Origin of the sequence: Janthinobacterium sp. TB1-E2, from assembly GCF_036885605.1 — a bacterium.
GTDB classification, from domain to species: domain Bacteria; phylum Pseudomonadota; class Gammaproteobacteria; order Burkholderiales; family Burkholderiaceae_D; genus Janthinobacterium; species Janthinobacterium aestuarii.
In genome coordinates this window covers 1,780,998-1,799,450 of record NZ_CP142523.1, presented here as the reverse complement: position 1 = coordinate 1,799,450, position 18,453 = coordinate 1,780,998, and the positions used below count along the sequence as shown (strand labels likewise).

Sequence of the window (18,453 nt, the reverse complement as noted above, 5' to 3'; positions counted from 1 at the left end):
GGCATGCGCTGGCGCACTATCCAATGGCTGCCGGCGCGCCCCTGGCTGGGCGCGGAGCGCGTGCACATCCGTCCCTCGGGCGCGGGCCTGGCGTTTGCCGCGCTACTGCTGGCGCTGTGGATCGCCGCCGTCAATTACCGCCTGGGCCTGGGCTATGCGCTCACGTATTTCTCGGCCTCCTGCGCCATCGCCGACATGCTGTTTGCCAGCCGCAATTTGGCGGGCCTGGCCCTGGCCGCCACGCCGGGCAGCCCCGTGTTCGCGGGCAGCCAGGCCACGTTCACCTTGCGCCTGATCAACCGCAGCGCGCGCCCGCGCCATGCCATCCACGTGGCCATCCGCGATTCGGCGGCAGCGCCCAGCCTGGCCGACATCGCCGCCCACGGGGAAACGGCCGTCAACATCGTCGTGGCCGCGCAGCAACGGGGATGGCTGATTGCCCCGCCCGTGCGCCTGTCCGGCAGTTTTCCGCTCGGTCTGTTCCTTGCCTGGTGCCACTGGCAGCCAGAGGCGCGCGTGCTCGTGTATCCGCAGCCCGAACACAATGCGCCGCCACTGCCCTTGCCTGCCGGCACGGTACAGCAAGTACAGAGGCCAAGCTCGCCAGATTCGCCAGACTTGCCCGATGGCGCCCTGGAACTGGCCGGCGTGCGCGCCTACCAGCCCGGCGACCCCTTGCACCGCCTGGCCTGGCGCCAGATCGCCCGCCATGATGGCGAGCATGTATTCAGCAAGCAATTCCAGCCTGCCGCCGACTCTCCCGCAGGCGCAGCCCATGGCAGCATCATGCTCGAGCACGCTTCCCTGCACGCGCTGGCGCCGGAAGCGCGTTTGTCGCGCCTGGCCGCCTGGGTGCTGCAGGCGGAACGCACGGGCCTGTCATATGGCTTACGCCTGGGCCCGCTGACTGTCGCGCCGGCCCTGGGCGCCAGCCACCGCGACGCCTGCCTGCGCGCGCTGGCCCTGCACGGTTCGCCAGACGGTTCGCCGCACGATTGGCGGCACGATTTTCCGCCAGCGCAGGCGACGCCATGAAAGCCTGGCTGAGCAACTTGCCGCGCGACAAGGCCGACATCGTGCTGCTGTTGCTGTCCGCCGCCATGGTGCTGGCGCCGCACGCGCTGCACCTGCCTCCGTGGCTGTCGGCCGCCGCCGCAGCCCTCCTGCTGTGGCGCGCCGTCATCACCGTGCGGGGCAAGCGCCAGCCGGGGCTGGCCCTGCTCGCGCCGATGGCCTTGCTCGGTATCGCCGGCGTCTACGCCAGCTATGGCACCGTGCTGGGACGCGATCCCGGCGTGGCCATGCTGGCCTTGCTGCTGGCCTTGAAATCGCTGGAAATGCATGGCCGGCGCGACATCTTCGTTTTCGTTTTCCTCAGTTTTTTCCTCCTGCTGGCAAATTTCTTCCATGCGCAAGGCATCCTCAGCGCCGCCTGGATGCTGGCCACCGTCATCGTCTTGCTGGCCGCCCTGCTGTCAGCCCAGTACGGCGCCGTGCAGCCCCGCCTGGCGCAACGGTTAAATTTACTGGGACGCATGCTGGCGCTGGCCATCCCCCTGTCGGCCCTGATGTTTTTTGCCCTGCCGCGCGTGGACGGCCCCCTGTGGGGTACGGCACCGGAAGGCGCGCAGGCGCGCACGGGCTTGTCCGACAGCATGCAGCCGGGCGCCATCGCCTCGCTGGCCCTGTCAAGCGAACCCGTCTTCACGGCCCGATTTTCCACACCGCTCCCGCCGCAAGACCAGCTGTATTGGCGCGGCGTAGTGCTGGGCGACTTCGACGGCGCCACCTGGACGCGCCGGGGCGCAAAGGGCCGCGCGCCTGCCAGCGACAGCCGGATAGATATCGCGCTGGAAGGCCAGCCCAGCCACTACGAAGTCACCCTGCAAGCAAGCGGCCAGCGGCGCATCTTCGCGCTCGACGTGCCGCGCAGCATCGAACGCTTGCCCGGCAATCCGTACGTCGTGTCGTCCGCGCTGGAAGTGCTGACCATACAGCCTATTACTTCGACCGTGCGTTACCGCGTCAGTTCCCAGCCCCGCTACCGGCTGCAGGCAAACCTGTCGCCAGAACAGCAGCGGCCATGGCTGGCCTTGCCCGCTGGCAGCAACCCGCGCAGCGTGGCCTGGGCCCGCGCATTGCGCGGCAGCGGCACGCAAACGCTGGCGCCCGCCGGCGCGATCGCCGCCGTGCTCGGGCACTTCCGCCGCGCACCGTTCCGCTACACCCTGCAGCCGCCGCTGCTGGGCAAGCAGGGCGTCGACGACTTCCTGTTTGGCACGCAGGCGGGCTTTTGCGAACATTACGCGGGCAGCTTTGTCGTGCTGATGCGCGCCATGGGCATACCCGCGCGCGTCGTCACCGGTTACCAGGGCGGCGTGCGCAACGGTACGGGCAACAGCTTGACGGTGCGCCAGTCCGACGCCCATGCGTGGAGCGAAGTGTGGCTGGCGGGCCGGGGCTGGGTGCGCGTCGACCCGACAAGCGCCGTCGCGCCCCTGCGCACGCAGCGCAACCTCGACGCCGCCCTGCCGCCGGCCCCGTCGCCGCTGACGGCGTGGCGCGCCTTGGCCGGCCTCGATGGCGGCGCGCAAGGGGCGGTTGCCGCGTGGCGCCAGCAATGGCAGCAGGCCGAGCACGCCTGGAGCAGCTGGGTGCTCGACACCACGCCGCAGCGCCAGCGCGCCATGCTCGAGGGCTTGAAAAACGTGCCGGCGAAAAAGCTGGCACTCGCGTGCGCCGTGCTGGCCCTGCTGTCCGCCGTGGCGGGCGCACTGGTCTGGTGGCGGCACGCGCGGCAAGGCGATCCGCTTGACGCCCTGTATGCGCAGTTTTGCCATTTACAGGCGCGGCGCGGGTACAGCCGTGCGCCGCACGAAGGCCCGCACGGTTATGCTGCGCGGTTGGCCGCGGGCAAGGCCACACAAGAGGCACACGCCGCCATCGCACAGTTTCTGGCAATCTATGCCGCGATGAAGTATGGTAATGCCAGCCCAGACGAACAACTCCGCGCGCGGCGCCACTTGCGCCGCCTGTTAACCCAATGCCGATGAGACGCTCCTTGTTACCGATCAAATACCCCGCCCTGTCCCTGCTCCTCTCCCTTCCCCTGTGCCTGGCCACCGCGCACGCTGGCGAAAACAGCAATATTTCCGCTGCCGACCGCGCCCGTGCCGTGCGCGCGGCCAAGGCGCCGCCCGCCAAGGCAGCAGCCAAAAAGGCACCGGCGAAATTCGACTTCGAAGGCGAATTTGTCGACTATGCCAACTGGAAGGAAGTACGCTCCTTTCTCGACGACATGTCCGCCAAACACGGCTTTGACCGCGCCGAACTCGATACCCTGATCGGCAAGGTCCGCTATGTCGAGTCGACCGTGCAACTGATGAAGCCCGCGCCGCCCGGCAAGCCGAAGAACTGGCAAGCGTACAGCTCCCGCTTCATCGAACCGGTGCGCATCAATGCGGGCGTGAAATTCTGGGAAGAGAACGCGGAAGCGCTGGCGCGCGCCGAACGCGAATATGGCGTGCCGGCCGAGATCATCGTCGGCATCATCGGCGTGGAAACTGTATATGGACGCAACACGGGCCGTTTCCGCGTGCTCGACGCACTGACGACCCTCGCGTTTTCCTATCCGGAAAGCCCGACCCGCGCCGCGCGCATGGAATTTTTCAAGGGAGAGCTGGAAAACGCGCTGCTGTACGCGCGCAAGGATGGCATCGATCCCCTGACCCTGCTCGGCTCGTATGCGGGCGCCATCGGCCTGCCACAATTCATGCCTAGCAGCATCATGAAATATGCGGTGGATTTCGATGGCGATAGCCACATCGACCTGCGTAATTCCACATCCGACGCCATCGGCAGCGTCGCGCACTTCCTCGTCGAGCACGGCTGGCGTCGCGATGATCCGGCCATCAGCACCTATCCCGTCACCGTCTCGGCCAGCCGCGCGTGGGAAAAGTTCATCGGCCAGGGCTTGCAGGCGAAGTACCGGCTGGGGGAATTGCAGGAAGCCGGCGTGAGTGCCGCCCCGACCACGCCCCAGAACATGCTGTTCGGCCTGATCGACTTGCAAAATGGTTCCGAAGCAACTGAGTATCACTTGGCAACCAATAACTTCTTTGCTATAACTCAGTACAACAGAAGTTATTTTTATGCCATGTCAGTGATCGACTTGGGCAAAGCCATCAGTCAAGTGCGCGCACGCTAACCGAAAGTCAGTGTAAAGTTATAATATTACTTGTAAGAAAGCGTAAGGGATATTGAATCGACCAGCAAACAGGTCTATGGTAGGCCCGATAACATGTGCCAGCCTCGCTCGCCAGCCTTTGTGCGGCACGGAATGCAGTAATGGTTTTATACTTAACTTTTGTCAAAGTACAATTTTTGTTCTATCATAGAGCATAATAAAGAATAAATAGGTGTTGCAGCTAGACAACACCGGTTCTGTACCAAGCAAGATTATTGGGCTTTCCCGCCTGAAATTGAATCCTGTTGTACAATTGTGTATATATCATGAAAAACTGTATCCCGGATCGTACCGTGTGTGAATTCGTTCCTTTTAGTAAAGAATGAACATGAACGCAGCAAGAGCGAGCTCCGAGTGTTTTTTACTTTGCAGTGCAACTACAGAAGGAACAATAACATCATGACAAACCAAGTCGGCATTGATATGAACAGCGATTCGGACTCCGACGATCTGCTTCAGTACAACCCAAACAGACTGCTCGATACCCTGATCGAAAACCTGCGCCTGAAAAACGACGCAGCCTTGTCCCGCGCGCTGGAAGTGGCGCCACCGGTCATCAGTAAAATCCGCCACCACCGCCTGCCGGTCGGCGCATCGCTGCTGATCCGCATGCACGAAGTCAGCGACCTGAGCATCCGCGACCTGCGTTACCTGATGGGTGACCGTCGTAACAAATTCCGTATCAGCGACAAGCAATTCAAGCCAAAAGAAGGCGAAACGCCACAAGGCTGATCCTGCCAGTTTTGCAGGTTTTCCCTCCCCGCCATGGGGAGGGGGTATTTCCAGCAGTTCTCAGGCCGTTCTGGCCGACATTATTTTCCCGTCTTACCTTATTTCCCAAGCTGTATTGACGCCCGACAAAACCGTAGCGAGCGGCAGTGATTTGTGGCTAAGAAGCGCAACCGTACTTTAGTACGGTGAGCATCGCAGGCCGCAAAGCGCACCGCGCAGTAGGTTTGGTTGGGCGTCCTGCATCAAGCAGGAAACACGCCGGTCGAGAGATAGCGGTCGCCGCGGTCGCACACGACAAACACGATGGTCGCATTTTCCACCGTCTGTGAAATGCGCAGCGCGATTTCGCACGCGCCGGCTGCAGAGATGCCGCAGAACAAGCCCTCTTCCGCCGCCAGGCTGCGCGCCATGCGCTCGGCCACGCCCTGGCTCACGTATTCCACCTGGTCCACGCGCGACTTGTCGTAGATTTTCGGCAAGTACGCTTCCGGCCACTTGCGGATGCCGGGAATCTGCGAACCTTCCTCAGGCTGGGCGCCGATGATCTGGATGGCGGGATTCTGTTCCTTCAAATAGCGCGACACGCCCATGATGGTGCCCGTCGTGCCCATGGCGCTGACGAAGTGCGTGACGCGCCCTTCCGTATCGCGCCAGATTTCCGGGCCCGTGCTTTCATAGTGGGCGCGCGAATTGTCTTCGTTGGCGAACTGGTCGAGGATCACGCCGCGGCCATCCTTCTGCATCTGTTCGGCCAGGTCGCGCGCATATTCCATGCCGCCCGTCTTCGGCGTCAATAAAATGTCGGCGCCGTAGGCGGCCATGCTCTGGCGACGCTCCACGCTCAGGTTATCGGGCATCAGGAGCAGCATCTTGTAGCCGCGCAAGGCGGCGGCCATGGCCAGCGCAATGCCCGTATTGCCGCTGGTCGCCTCGATCAGGGTGTCGCCGGGCTTGATGACGCCGCGCTCTTCAGCGCGCTTGAGCATGGACATCGCCGCGCGGTCCTTCACGGAGCCAGCCGGATTATTGCCCTCCAGCTTGCCCAGGATGACGTTGTTGCGCGCAAGCGCATCGGCACCCGGCAAGCGCGTCAGCTGCACCAGCGGGGTATTGCCTATCGTATCTTCAAGTGTCTTGTAAGCCATCGTGTCTGTTTGAGTAGATTCAACAAAGACCCATTCTAATATGAGATGCTGGACGGCGTATCGCTGATCGGCGGCAGCCGCCGGGCCCGTTTGTGCGTCCGGCTGCGCCGCCACTGGCCGCATGGCGCCTGCCGCGCTGCCATTTCCGGGCGTGCGCAAGGGGTATTGCGGCAAGCGCGCACCGCATGCGCTAGACTCGTCACTATTAGTTATTTTTGTTATTTGCTTATTCAGCCTCCGAACGGACTCGCCATGGCCAGCAGCACACCCGAATTCATTCCCGAAACGACGCAGGACGATCCCGTCCAGTTCGCCACGCTCGACTTGCATGGCCGCAGCCATCAGATCTCGCCCGTCTTCACTGGACCCGAACTGCAGCGCTTGCAGCGTTATGGCACGCGCCATCATTTTGCCGATGGCGAGACGCTGTTCGAGGCCGGCAGCAGCAGCTTCGGCATGCTGGTGATACTGTCCGGACGGGTCAGCATCAAGCGCCACGAAGTGCTGGGACAGGCGTCCGTGCTGCGCGAAGTGGGCGTCGGCCACTTCATTGCCGAGGTGGCGCAATTGTCGGGCCGCCCCACCCTCGTCAACGGCAGCGCCGTCGGCGCCGTGGAATTGCTCGACATCAGTTCGGAATCCCTGCGCGCATTGATCGTGGCCGAGGCGGAAATGGGCGAACGCATCGTGCGCGCCCTGATCCTGCGCCGCGTGGCGCTGATCGAATCGAATTCAGGCGGTCCCGTGCTGGTGGGACCGCGCGGCAATGGCAATCTGTTCCACCTGCAAAGTTTTCTGTCGAGCAATGGGCACCCGCACACGGTGCTCGATCCAGCCACGGATGCGGCCGCCGCCGCGCTGGCCGAGCGCTACCAGCCCACGCCGCAGGAATGGCCGCTGGTCGTCTGCCCTGACGGCAAGATCATGAAAAATCCCGGCAATGCGGAACTGGGACGCTGCCTGGGCATGCTGCCCGATTTGTCCGGCGACAAGATCTTCGACGTGCTGGTGGTCGGCGCCGGACCCGCCGGCCTGGCCACGGCCGTGTATGCGGCGTCCGAAGGGCTATCGGTCCTGGCGCTCGAGCAACGCGCGTACGGCGGCCAGGCAGGCGCCAGCGCGCGCATTGAAAATTACCTGGGTTTTCCCACCGGCATCTCCGGCCGCGCGCTGGCGGGACGCGCCTATGTGCAGGCGCAAAAGTTCGGCGTCGAGATCGCCACGCCGGCCAGCGCCACCAACCTGCTGTGCGACACGTGGCCCCTGCGCGTCAATCTGTGCGACGGCACGCAGGTACGCGCCCGCACGGTCGTGCTGTCGTGCGGCGCACGCTATCGCCGCCCCTCGCTGGCCAACCTGAAAACGTATGAAGGACGGGGCGTGTATTACTGGGCCTCGCCCATCGAAGCCAAGCTGTGCAGGCAGGAAGAGATCATCCTCGTCGGCGGCGGCAATTCGGCCGGCCAGGCGGCCGTGTTTCTATCCGGCCACGCCGCCAAGGTCCACATGGTGATCCGCGGCGAAGGCCTGGCGGCCAGCATGTCGAGCTACCTGATCGAGCGCATCGCCGCCACGCCCAACATCACCTTGCACACGCACACGGAAATCATCGCCCTCGAAGGCGACGACGATGGCTTGACGGAGGTGCGCTGGCGCAACAACCGCACGGGCGAGGAAGCCGATTGCGCCGTGCGCCGCGTGTTTCTTTTCGTCGGCGCCGACCCGAACACGGACTGGCTGCACGACTGCGCCGTGGCCGTCGACGAACAGGGCTTTATCCGCACGGGCTTCGATGTCACGCGCGCCGAATGCCGCGCCCACGGCCACGCAATCTATCCGCCAGACTTGCCCGACCGGGCCGCGCTGGAAACGAGCGTACCGGGCGTGTTTGCCATCGGCGACGTGCGGGCCGGCTCCACCAAGCGCGTGGCCGCCGCCGTCGGCGAAGGCGCTGCCGTCGTTTCCCAGATTCACGGCTTTCTTGCGCGCCTGCCCGTCAACAGCGCCTAACGCAAGGGCATGGGATACGTGGCCACGCTGACATTGCCGTCGCGGTCGATGGCCTGGACGCCAAAGAAATAGTTGTCTTTCGACAGCTTGACCCTGGCTTCGGTGACATTGCCCACGTCCTGTGCGCCCTGCCACTGGTCCGCCGTCGTGGCGCGCCAGACGATGCGGTAACCGGCCAGGTCCGGTTCCGTATTCGGCTGCCAGACCAGCGAGGTGGCGTTTTCCAGCTGGGCCGTGCGCACCTGCACGCCGGCGGGCGCGGCCGGCGCCAGGGCCAGCGACGCGAGCGCCGCCGCATTTACGCGCGCCACTTTCGCCACGTAGTCATAGTCAACGAATTGCGGCAAGTCGCCGTACTGCACGCCGTTTTCCACGCGTACATCCTGGTGCTGATGGGCAAAATCTTCGTGCGGTTCCGTGAAACGCAGCGCCGCGTACCCTTGCGCGAGGAAAGGCATATGGTCGCCGCCGCGCAGGTAGCGGTCGGCGCGCTGGATGACGTTGACCGTAAAGCCGGGCACATAGCGCTCGCCCACCTGTTTCACATGGCGCGCCAGCTGGCGCGAAATCGAATCGTTTTCGCCGCCCGTCGCCACCAGGGCGCGCACGCCGTCGCTCATCTCCTTCACGGCCGGGATGCCTTCGGCAAACAGGCGCACCTGGCCGCCATCGACCGTGCCGTCTTCCGCGCGCGAACTGCCGATGATGTCGTTATTGAGCATGCCGGCGATGTTGAGATTTTTCAATTTTGCCTGCTGCGCCCAATGGCCGGAACCCAATAGTCCCTGTTCCTCGGCCGCCACGGCCATGAAGACGATGGTGGCGTCGAACTGGTAGCGCGCCATCGCACAAGCCATCTCGATCACGGCCGCCGTACCGGACGCGTCGTCGTTGGCGCCAGGCGCGTCGCCCTGCGCATCCATCACGTCGGTGGCGCGCGAGTCGTAATGGCCGCTGACGACATAGATGCGCCCGGCCGACTGCGGCTGGCTGCCCGGCAAGGTCGCCACCACGTTGACGATGTCCGTCGGCCGCGCAATGCGTTTCGATATGGGTGCGATATGGCTGTCGAACGCCACCTGCAACCGACCGCCCGCCTGCGCGCCGCAGCGCTCCAGCTCGGCCTTGATCCAGCGCCGGGCCGCGCCGATGCCGCGCGTGTCGGACACGGTATCGGACATCGTATGCCGCGTCTGGAAGCCCACGAGCCTGCGCACATGCGCCTCGATGCGCTGCGGCGAAATGTCGGCCACCACCTGCCTGATCTGCTGCTGCGCCGGTTCGGCGCCCGGCGCCGCCGCCGCGCCCGCCGACAGCATTGCTGCCGTCATTGCCGTCAAAATCCGTCCCATGCGTGCATCCCCCGGTGATTGATTGAGCTGGCCATTCTCGCATTTTTGACGACGGGCAAGGATGTTCCTGGACGAAAATCGTGCGTTATAGAAACTGCTACAATCGGCCACTGCCCCGCTCACGAAAGACACCGCATGCGCCTGACCACCCTTCACTCCGCACGCCGCAGCCTGCGCGCGGTCCGCTGACGGTGCGCCGCATGCTCGTCAAATTGCTGCTGCTGGCCACCTTGTTTGCCGTGCTCAGCATCGCCGCCCTGTACAGCTACGGGCGCTTCGCCGAACGCTCGCTGGGGGCGCCGGGCACGGCCTTGCCCGTGGCGATCGATGCCACCCTGCTCGACCGCGTGCTGGCACCGCAGCTGGCGCAACGCCCGGACCACAGCGGCACGGCCCTGATCGACGACAATCTGGAAGCGTTCGCCCTGCGCGCCCTGAGCGCGCGCGAAGCGGGCCGCAGTCTCGACCTGCAATACTACATCTGGCATAACGACGTGACGGGACGCCTGCTGGTGCGCGAACTGCTGCGCGCGGCCGACCGCGGCGTGCGCGTGCGCGTCCTGCTCGACGATATCAACGCACGGGGCCAGGACGCGGCCATCCTCGCGCTCGACAGCCATCCGCTGATCGATGTGCGCATCTTCAATCCGGGCCGCAACCGCGACGGTATCTGGATGCGTGCCGTGGAAATGGCCTTGCGCGCCGTCAGCCTGAACCGGCGCATGCACAACAAGGCCTGGATCGTCGACGGCAGGGTCGCCCTCGTCGGCGGGCGCAATATCGGCGACGAATACTTCGATGCCGCCGAACAAGTCAATTTCCAGGATGCCGACTTGCTGCTGGTGGGGCCCGCCGTGCGGCAGACGAGCGACATCTTCGACCGCTTCTGGAACAGCCGCGCCGTCATCCCCATCGGTGCCTTGCACGAAGGCAAGGATGCGGGTGCGGCTGAACTGCAGGCTGTGCGCGCCCGCCTCGACGCGCTCACGGGCGAACTGGGCGCCTCGCCCTACCTGCGCCAGCTGACCGATGCGGGCCAGCTGCAGGCCCACCTCGATGGCCGGGTGCGCCTGCACTGGAGTACCCAAGTGCAAGTATTGTCGGATCCGCCGGAAAAAGCCGCGCCCATAGCCAGTTTGCAGCGCAGCGAGCACTGGCTCATGCACAGCTTGCTACCCCTGCTGACGAACGCGCGCGAGGAAGCGCTGCTGACCTCACCCTATTTTGTGCCCGGCGCGGAGCTGACGCAGACCCTGGCCGGCAAGGTCGCCGCCGGCGTCAAGGTCCAGGTGCTGACCAACTCGCTGGCCGCCACCGACGTGGCCCTCGTCCATGCGGGTTATGCGCGCTACCGCCAGATGCTGCTGGGCGGCGGCGTCGACCTGTTTGAATTGAAGACCCAGCACCGCAAGCGCATCAGCCTGATGGGCTCGAGCCGCGCCAGCCTGCATACCAAGGCCGTGGTGGTGGACGGTCAGCGGGGCTTCGTCGGCTCCTTCAACCTCGACCCGCGCTCGGCCCAGCTGAACACGGAAATGGGCGTGCTGTTCGACGACGCCGCGCTGGCGACCGACATGCGCACGCTGTTCCTGCACTCGACGGCGAGCGACACCAGCTACCGATTGTTCCTCGACAACGGCGCCCTGCGCTGGTCCGACGCTACCGAAGAGCCCGCCAAGGTGTGGACGCAGGACCCGGAAACGGGCTTCTGGCGCCGCACGCTGGTGTCGGTGATGCGCTGGCTGCCGATCGAGTCGCAGCTGTAGCCGCATAAAAAAAACCCCGCGCGGCCGGTACCACGCGGGGTTTTCTTCTCGTGCTGCGCGGCACCACCACGCAGCACGCCTTACAGCAACACGTTTATTTTTTCTCGGCTTCGGCCTTCTTCGCATCGGCCGCAGCCAGCTTGGCTTCCTTCTTCGCAGCCGCTTCCGCAGCCTTGGCTTCTTTTTTCGCTGCAGTAGCCGCCTTCTTCGCAGCAGCCGCTTCCTTCTTCGTTTCGGCCGCCGTTTTCACGGGGGCGGCATCGGCGGCGGCTGGCGCGGTAGCGGCGGCAGGGACGACCTTGGCAGCGGCGGCTTCTTTCTTGGCGGCAGCAGCGGCGGCCTTGGCTTCTTTCTTCGCGGCAGCAGCTTCTTTCTTCGTTTCAGCGGCTGTCTTGGCTGGCGCCGCAGCGGTGTCGGTCGCAGCAGCTGGCTTCGCTGCGGCTTCTTTCGCTGCAACTTCCTTCACAGCAGCTTCCTTTTTAGCTGCGGCAGCTTTCGGCGCCGGAGCGGGCGCCGCTGGCGCGCCGGACATGGACTGGCCATTTACTTGCAAGCCCGCTTCCGACAGTTTCACGGAACTTTTCGGGCCGATGCCCTTCACGCGGGTTTCGAAATCGGCCCAATCCTTGAAGGCGCCGCCCTTGGCACGTTCATCGATGATGGCTTTCGACGTGACGGGGCCGATGCCCTTGACGCTGTCGAGTGCCGCCTGGTCCGCCTTGTTGACATCGACCTGGGCAAAGGCAAAGCCCATCGTCGCAATCAAGGTGGCGATGGCCAGCAGTATTTTTTTGAACATGGGTATCTCTCCGTGGTGTGGTTTCAAGTTGACTCGAACGCAAGGGAAGAGCAGCGCCTTAACGGCTTTAACGGCTGTGGCGTGATACGGTTGACAAGACTGGACAGCGGAAGGAGGGGAAAACCTGCGCCAGATCAAACGGACTGGCGCAGGTGATACAGCATAGTTACTGCGGGAACAGCTCGTCGCGGGTGACGGTGGCCGTACCCAGCTTGCCGACGACGATGCCGCCAGCCCGGTTGGCCGTGCGCACGCCCTCGCCCAGGCCCATGCCGGCGCCCAGCATGGCCGCCATGGTGGCGATCACCGTGTCGCCGGCGCCCGAGACGTCGAACACTTCGCGCGCATCGGTGGGCATGTGCAGCACCTCATCGGCCGTGTACAAGCTCATGCCTTCTTCGGAACGGGTCAGCAGCAAGGCGTCCAGGCCCAGCTGCGCGCGCATCTGCTGCGCGCGTTCCGTCAATTGCTCTTCCGTGCTCCAGTTGCCGATCACGCGGCGCAGTTCCGATTTATTCGGAGTGAGTACTGACGCCCCCGTATAGCGGCTGAAATCATCGCCTTTCGGGTCGACCATGACGATCTTGCCAGCCGCACGGGCCGCCTTGATCATCTCGGCCACGTTCACCAGGCTGCCCTTGGCGTAGTCCGACAGGATCACCACATCGTAGTGCGGCAACAGGGCATTGAACTGCTTGAGCTTGTCGCGCAGCACCGTATCGCTGGGCGCATCCTCGAAATCGATGCGCAGCATCTGCTGCTGGCGGCCGATCACGCGCAGCTTGATGATGGTGGAAATGGCCGCATCGCGCTGCAGATAGCTGTGGATGCCGCCGCCCTCGAGCAGGCGTTCGACCTGGCTGCCGGCCTCGTCGTCGCCGACGACGCCCAGCAAGCTCGTCTTCGCTCCCAGCGCGGCCGCGTTGCGCGCCACGTTGGCAGCACCGCCCAGGCGCTCTTCGCGCTTCTCGATGCGCACGATGGGCACGGGCGCTTCCGGCGAAATACGGCTGACGTCGCCGAACCAGTAGCGGTCCAGCATCACATCGCCCACCACCAGCAGGCGTACCTGGGCCAACGCGGCCGGCGCCGTCAAGGCGACCACCTCTTGGGCGCTCATGCGCGCGTCAGGATCGAGCGACCGATCCCGTGGTATTCGATGCCATTCTCGGCCATGACGGCCGGCTCGAACAGGTTGCGTCCGTCAAAGATCACGGCCTGCTTCAGGCGCGCCTTGACCTGCTCGAAGTCAGGGCTGCGGAAGGCTTTCCATTCGGTCACGATGACCAGCGCATCGGCGTCCTGCAGCGCATCCTTCGAACTGTCGGCAAAACGCACCTTGGCCAATTGCTCCGGCGTCAAGTCCAGTTGCAGCACGCGGCGCGCCTCGGCCATGGCGACGGGGTCGTACACAGCCACGGTGGCGCCGCGCGCCAGCAAGTCGGCCAGCAGCACGCGGGCCGACGCTTCGCGCATGTCATCCGTATTCGGCTTGAAGGCCAATCCCCACACGGCGAAATGCCGGCCCGTCAGATCTTCGCCGAAGCGAGTGACCACTTTGCGTCCCAGCACCTGCTTCTGCTGGTCGTTGACGGCTTCGACGGCGCGCAGGATCAGCAATTCCTGGCCGTGGCCGCGCGCCGTGCGTTCGAGCGCCTGCACGTCTTTCGGGAAGCATGAACCGCCATAGCCGCAACCGGCGTACAGGAAGCTGTAGCCGATGCGCGGGTCGGAGCCGATGCCGTGGCGCACGGCTTCGATGTCGACGCCCACCTTGTCGGCCAGGTTCGCCAGTTCATTCATGAACGAGATGCGCGTGGCCAGCATGGCGTTGGCCGCATACTTCGTGAATTCGGCCGAGCGCACGTCCATCCAGTAAGTGCGTTCGTGGTTGCGGTTGAACGGCGCGTACAGGCTTTTCAGCAGTTCGCGCGCGCGCTCGCCTTCCGGCGTGGCGTCAACGCCGATGACGATGCGGTCGGGGCGCATGAAGTCTTCGACGGCCGCGCCTTCCTTGAGGAATTCCGGGTTCGACGCGACCGAGAACGTGGCGGCCACGCCGCGCGCATCGAGTTCGCCCTGGATGGCGGCGCGTACTTTTTCGGCCGTACCGACGGGCACGGTGGACTTGTCGACGATGACCTTGAAGTCCGTCATGTACTTGCCGATGCCGCGCGCGGCGGCCAGCACGTATTGCAGGTCGGCCGAGCCGTCTTCGTCGGGCGGCGTGCCGACGGCGATGAATTGCATCACGCCGTGCGCGGCCGCCGCTTCAATGTCGGTGGAAAAGGTCATGCGCCCGGCGGCGCGGTTGCGCGCCACGACTTCTTCCAGGCCCGGTTCATGGATGGGAATGCCGCCGCTGTTGAGCAAGGCGACCTTCTGTGCGTCCAGGTCGAGGCAAAAGACGTCGTTGCCCAGCTCCGCCAGGCAGGCGCCGGTCACGAGGCCAACATAGCCGGTGCCGATAATAGTGATTTTCATGGATGTACCGTATGGATAAAAAGCAGGTCTTACATAGAAGTACACGCCACATTGCTCAGGGCAAGGTGACGTGTACGAATCAGTTCATGACATTGAGTTCTTCTGTGCGGCGTGGTGGGTAAGTCTCCCACTTGTTGCAGCCAGGGCAGTGCCAGTAGAACTGGCGCGCCTTGAAACCGCAGTGGCTGCACTGGTAGCGGGCCAGCTTCTGCGTGTAGCCGTGCACGAGGTTTTTCACCATCGACAGCTCGGACCAGATCGCGGCCGGCGCATCCATCATGCGCGCTTCCAGCAGTTTATCGAGGCCCAGCAGGGTCGGCGTGCGGCGCAGCTCGGCGCTGACCAGCTGCTTCGCCGCTTCCACGCCGTCGAGCTCGATGACGGCCTTGAAGACGACTTCGATCAGGTCGATCGACGACGCCTCTTCCAGGTAGGAACGCAGCAGGTTGACGCCTTCCTGTGGACGGCCCAGCTTGGTATAGCCATCCATCAGGCGCTGCGCCACCAGGGCCACGTGCGGCACACTTTGCTGCTCCACGCGGCGCCAGGTGGTCAGCGCGCCTTCCACGTCGCCGCGCGCCAGCAGCACGTCGCCCGTCAGGATGGTGGCGCGCACGCTCTTGCGGTCCGTCTGCAGGGCTTTTTCCAGCAGCGGCATGGCGTCGTCCGGCTTCATGTGCACGAGGGCGTCATGCGCCAGTTCGCAATAGAACTGGGCGATTTCCTTCTGGCGCGCACCGGCGCCCGATTCCTGCAAGCCCACAGCCGCTTCGATGGCACGTGGCCATTCCTTTTCGCGCTGGTAGATTTCCAGCAGCGCGCGGCGCGCCTGGGCCGCATATTGCGTGTCGATCAGGCTGTTGAAGGTTTCTTCGGCACGGTCCAGCAAGCCCGCCTTCAGGTAATCCATGCCCAGCTCGTAGGCGGCGTGGCCCTGCTGTTCCAGCGGCAGGTCCGGGCGCGCCAGCAAGTTCTGGTGTACGCGAATTGCGCGCTCCGTTTCGCCGCGGCGGCGGAACAGATTGCCCAGCGCAAAGTGCATATCGGCCGATTCCGGATCCAGCTTGACGACTTCGATGAAGGCGTCGATGGCCTTGTCATGCTGCTCGTTGAGAAGGAAATTCAAGCCCTTGAAATAATTGCGCGGCAGGCTGCGCGATTCGGACACCAGTTGATGAATGTCCACGCGCGCGGCGATCCAGCCCAGCGCGAAAAACATCGGGATACCCAATAGCCACCAGAGTTCAAAATCCATGCGATTGTTTTTATTCGAGTAAGAGAGATAGGAGCGACGGCGGCGCTTACTGCGCGCTCACGCTGTCCGGTTGCGGCTGGACATTGCTGGCCACGCCAACGGTCTGCAGCGCGGCAATGGTGGTTTTTTGCTTGGTCGCTTCGCGGCGGTGACGGAACACGGTCGGCGTCAGGGCCAGTACGCCCAGGCTCGCGCCAGCGACAAAAAAGCCCAGCAGCATCAGGACCAGGGGGCCGCGAATTTCATAATTGAGGAAAACATGCAGGTCGACAACCTGCGCATTCTTCAGCGCAAAACTGAAGAACAGGACGAAAAGAACACAGCCAACGATGGTGGAGATGATTTTCATCGATAGGTCCAGAGTGAACAAAAAAATACCAGTGCGACATGGCAAATGGCAAATGGCGCAAACGTAGAGTGCTGATCAAACCGTAGCGAGCGGCAGTGATTTGTGGCCGAGAAGCGCAACCGTACTGAAGTACGGTGAGCATCGCCGGCCGCAAAGCGCGCCGCGCAGTAGGTTTAAGCAGTGCTCTACAGCATATTAACAAAAAAAAGCGGCATCCAAGGACGCCGCTCTTTATTTTCCGCCTTCCAGCAGACGATTAATCCTCGATAATCGGTTGCCCGACCATCGCGTCCACGCGCTCGCGCAACTGTTTGCCCGGCTTGAAGTGGGGTACCCGTTTTTCGGGAACCATCACCTTGTCGCCGGATTTCGGGTTGCGGCCGATACGCGGGGGCCTGCTGTTCAGGGCAAAACTGCCAAAACCGCGGATCTCGATACGCTGACCGGTCGCCAGGGCGTTGGTCATCGCATCGAGAATGGTCTTGACGGCATACTCCGCATCTTTCGCCACCAGCTGAGAATAACGCTCAGCGAGGCGGTTGATCAGCTCGGACTTTGTCATCTGCCAGTATCCGCGAAGTCTTAGTTCTTGTTATCGAACTTAGCTTTCAACAAGGCGCCCAGGCTGGTGGTGCCCGAAGCTGCGTTGTTGTCGGTAGCTGCCATCTTCTGCATGGCTTCCTGGGTTTCAACGTTGTCTTTCGCTTTGATCGACAGTTGGATACCACGGGCTTTGCGGTCGATGTTCAGCACCATTGCTTCAACGGTGTCGCCGACTTTCAGGTGCGTACCAGCATCTTCAACGCGGTCGCGCGAGATTTCGGAAGCGCGCAGGTAGCCTTCAACTTCTTCGGACAGTTGGATCACGGCGCCTTTAGGCTCAACCGATTTAACGGTACCGGTTACCAGCGAGCCTTTGTCGTTCATGGCTGCGAAGTTGTTGAATGGGTCACCTTCCAGTTGCTTGACGCCCAGGGAAACGCGCTCGCGCTCAACGTCGATGGCCAGAACGATGGCTTCCAGTTCGTCACCTTTCTTGAAGCGACGCACGGCTTCTTCGCCGGTTTCGGTCCAGGACAGGTCGGACAAATGCACCAGACCGTCGATGTTGCCGGCCAGGCCGATGAACACGCCGAAGTCGGTGATCGATTTGATCGCGCCGCGGACTTTATCGCCCTTCTTGTGGGTTACGCCAAAGTCATCCCAAGGGTTGGCTTTGCACTGTTTCATACCCAGCGAGATACGACGACGCTCTTCGTCGATTTCCAGAACCATCACTTCTACTTCGTCGCCCAGTTGGACAACTTTGTTAGGAGCAACGTTTTTGTTCGTCCAGTCCATTTCGGAAACGTGTACCAGACCTTCGATACCCTGTTCCACTTCAACGAACGCGCCGTAGTCGGTCAGGTTCGTTACTTTACCGAACAGACGGGTGCTTTGTGGGTAACGACGGGACAGACCGGTCCAAGGATCGTCGCCCAGTTGTTTCACGCCCAGCGAAACACGGTTTTTCTCTTGATCGTATTTCAGGACTTTGGCGGTGATTTCCTGGCCAACCGTCAGTACTTCCGACGGGTGACGTACACGGCGCCATGCCAGGTCGGTGATGTGCAGCAGGCCATCGATACCGCCCAGATCCACGAACGCGCCGTAGTCGGTGATATTTTTGACGACGCCGGTCACGACCGTGCCTTCTTTCAGCGTTTCCATCAGTTTCTGACGCTCTTCGCCCATCGAAGCTTCGATGACGGCGCGGCGGGACAGAACCACGTTGTTACGCTTGCGATCCAGCTTGATCACTTTGAATTCGAGGGTTTTGCCTTCGAATGGGGTGGTGTCTTTGACAGGACGGGTATCAACCAGCGAGCCCGGCAGGAATGCGCGGATGCCGTTGGTCAACACGGTCAGACCGCCTTTGACTTTACCATTGACGGTACCGACGACGATTTCGCCCGATTCCATCGCTTTTTCCAGAGCCAGCCACGAAGCCAGACGCTTGGCTTTATCGCGCGACAGGATGGTATCGCCGAAACCATTTTCCAGCGATTCGATCGCCACGGAAACGAAGTCACCAACTTTGACTTCCAGTTCGCCGTGGTCGTTCTTGAATTCTTCGACAGGGATGAATGCTTCGGATTTGAGGCCAGCGTTCACGATCACGAAATTGTGGTCGAGGCGCACGACTTCAGCGGAAATAACTTCGCCGGAGCGCATATCTTGACGCGACAACGATTCCTCGAAGAGCGCAGCAAAACTTTCCATACCGGTAGATTCGTTAGTTGTAACAGTAGACATAGGGTTCACACAGGTTATCC

At 63.0% G+C, this 18,453-nt stretch carries 15 protein-coding genes; 6 read left to right on the top strand and 9 right to left on the bottom strand.

The features are described from left to right. Nucleotides 1–3: 3 nt before the first annotated feature. The 4 genes from OPV09_RS08095 to OPV09_RS08080 all read left to right on the top strand — a co-directional run bounded on the left by OPV09_RS08095 (nucleotide 4) and on the right by OPV09_RS08080 (nucleotide 4,978). Nucleotides 4–1,035, top strand: coding sequence for a DUF58 domain-containing protein (locus OPV09_RS08095; RefSeq protein WP_338681151.1), 1,032 nt, complete (start codon nucleotides 4–6; stop codon nucleotides 1,033–1,035). Continuing rightward, a complete protein-coding gene (locus tag OPV09_RS08090) occupies nucleotides 1,032–3,053 on the top strand; it encodes a DUF3488 and transglutaminase-like domain-containing protein (protein WP_338681149.1) in 2,022 nt (673 codons plus the stop codon). Before OPV09_RS08095 ends, OPV09_RS08090 begins: the two co-directional genes overlap by 4 nt. Continuing rightward, on the top strand, nucleotides 3,044–4,207 hold the full coding sequence (gene mltB, locus OPV09_RS08085) for a lytic murein transglycosylase B (RefSeq protein WP_425324030.1): 1,164 nt from the start codon (nucleotides 3,044–3,046) through the stop codon (nucleotides 4,205–4,207). Before OPV09_RS08090 ends, mltB begins: the two co-directional genes overlap by 10 nt. 438 nt (nucleotides 4,208–4,645) lie before the next feature. Further along, nucleotides 4,646–4,978 carry a hypothetical protein gene (locus OPV09_RS08080; RefSeq protein WP_034751784.1) on the top strand — a complete coding sequence of 111 codons (333 nt, stop codon included), beginning with the start codon at nucleotides 4,646–4,648 and terminating at the stop codon, nucleotides 4,976–4,978. A 242-nt stretch (nucleotides 4,979–5,220) separates the two neighbouring features. Here OPV09_RS08080 and cysM read toward each other — a convergent pair whose 3' ends face one another. Beyond that, entirely contained in the window at nucleotides 5,221–6,123 is a 903-nt protein-coding gene (gene cysM, locus OPV09_RS08075; protein WP_034751785.1) for a cysteine synthase CysM, read from the bottom strand. Between the two features lie 252 nt (nucleotides 6,124–6,375). Between cysM and OPV09_RS08070 the strand changes: the two genes are divergently transcribed. Further along, nucleotides 6,376–8,133, top strand: coding sequence for an FAD-dependent oxidoreductase (locus OPV09_RS08070; RefSeq protein WP_338681144.1), 1,758 nt, complete (start codon nucleotides 6,376–6,378; stop codon nucleotides 8,131–8,133). Here OPV09_RS08070 and OPV09_RS08065 read toward each other — a convergent pair. After that, on the bottom strand, nucleotides 8,130–9,464 hold the full coding sequence (locus OPV09_RS08065) for a M28 family metallopeptidase (protein ID WP_338681142.1): 1,335 nt from the start codon (nucleotides 9,462–9,464) through the stop codon (nucleotides 8,130–8,132). The genes OPV09_RS08070 and OPV09_RS08065 overlap by 4 nt on opposite strands. Before the next feature lie 221 nt (nucleotides 9,465–9,685). Between OPV09_RS08065 and OPV09_RS08060 the strand changes: the two genes are divergently transcribed. After that, nucleotides 9,686–11,251, top strand: coding sequence for a phospholipase D family protein (locus OPV09_RS08060; RefSeq protein WP_338681140.1), 1,566 nt, complete (start codon nucleotides 9,686–9,688; stop codon nucleotides 11,249–11,251). Nucleotides 11,252–11,345: 94 nt separating this feature from the next. Here the strand turns inward: OPV09_RS08060 and OPV09_RS08055 are convergent, their stop codons facing one another. From OPV09_RS08055 to rpsA, 7 genes are all read right to left on the bottom strand, one after another. Continuing rightward, entirely contained in the window at nucleotides 11,346–12,050 is a 705-nt protein-coding gene (locus tag OPV09_RS08055; RefSeq protein ID WP_070303965.1) for a ComEA family DNA-binding protein, read from the bottom strand. 166 nt (nucleotides 12,051–12,216) lie between these two features. After that, on the bottom strand, nucleotides 12,217–13,170 hold the full coding sequence (rfaE1, locus tag OPV09_RS08050; RefSeq protein ID WP_338681139.1) for a D-glycero-beta-D-manno-heptose-7-phosphate kinase: 954 nt from the start codon (nucleotides 13,168–13,170) through the stop codon (nucleotides 12,217–12,219). Next, complete coding sequence (locus tag OPV09_RS08045; RefSeq protein WP_072454428.1) at nucleotides 13,167–14,534, bottom strand: UDP-glucose dehydrogenase family protein; 1,368 nt, start codon at nucleotides 14,532–14,534, stop codon at nucleotides 13,167–13,169. The genes rfaE1 and OPV09_RS08045 overlap by 4 nt, the downstream gene beginning before the upstream one ends. Nucleotides 14,535–14,613: 79 nt before the next feature. Beyond that, complete coding sequence (gene lapB, locus OPV09_RS08040) at nucleotides 14,614–15,789, bottom strand: lipopolysaccharide assembly protein LapB (RefSeq protein ID WP_034751794.1); 1,176 nt, start codon at nucleotides 15,787–15,789, stop codon at nucleotides 14,614–14,616. Nucleotides 15,790–15,835: 46 nt separating this feature from the next. Next, nucleotides 15,836–16,138, bottom strand: coding sequence for a LapA family protein (locus OPV09_RS08035; RefSeq protein WP_034751796.1), 303 nt, complete (start codon nucleotides 16,136–16,138; stop codon nucleotides 15,836–15,838). Between the two features lie 256 nt (nucleotides 16,139–16,394). Then, a complete protein-coding gene (locus OPV09_RS08030) occupies nucleotides 16,395–16,700 on the bottom strand; it encodes an integration host factor subunit beta (protein WP_008446215.1) in 306 nt (101 codons plus the stop codon). 20 nt (nucleotides 16,701–16,720) lie between these two features. Continuing rightward, nucleotides 16,721–18,433 (bottom strand): 30S ribosomal protein S1, encoded by a 1,713-nt coding sequence (gene rpsA / locus OPV09_RS08025; protein ID WP_071650172.1) that lies wholly within the window; start codon nucleotides 18,431–18,433, stop codon nucleotides 16,721–16,723. Nucleotides 18,434–18,453 lie beyond the last annotated feature (20 nt).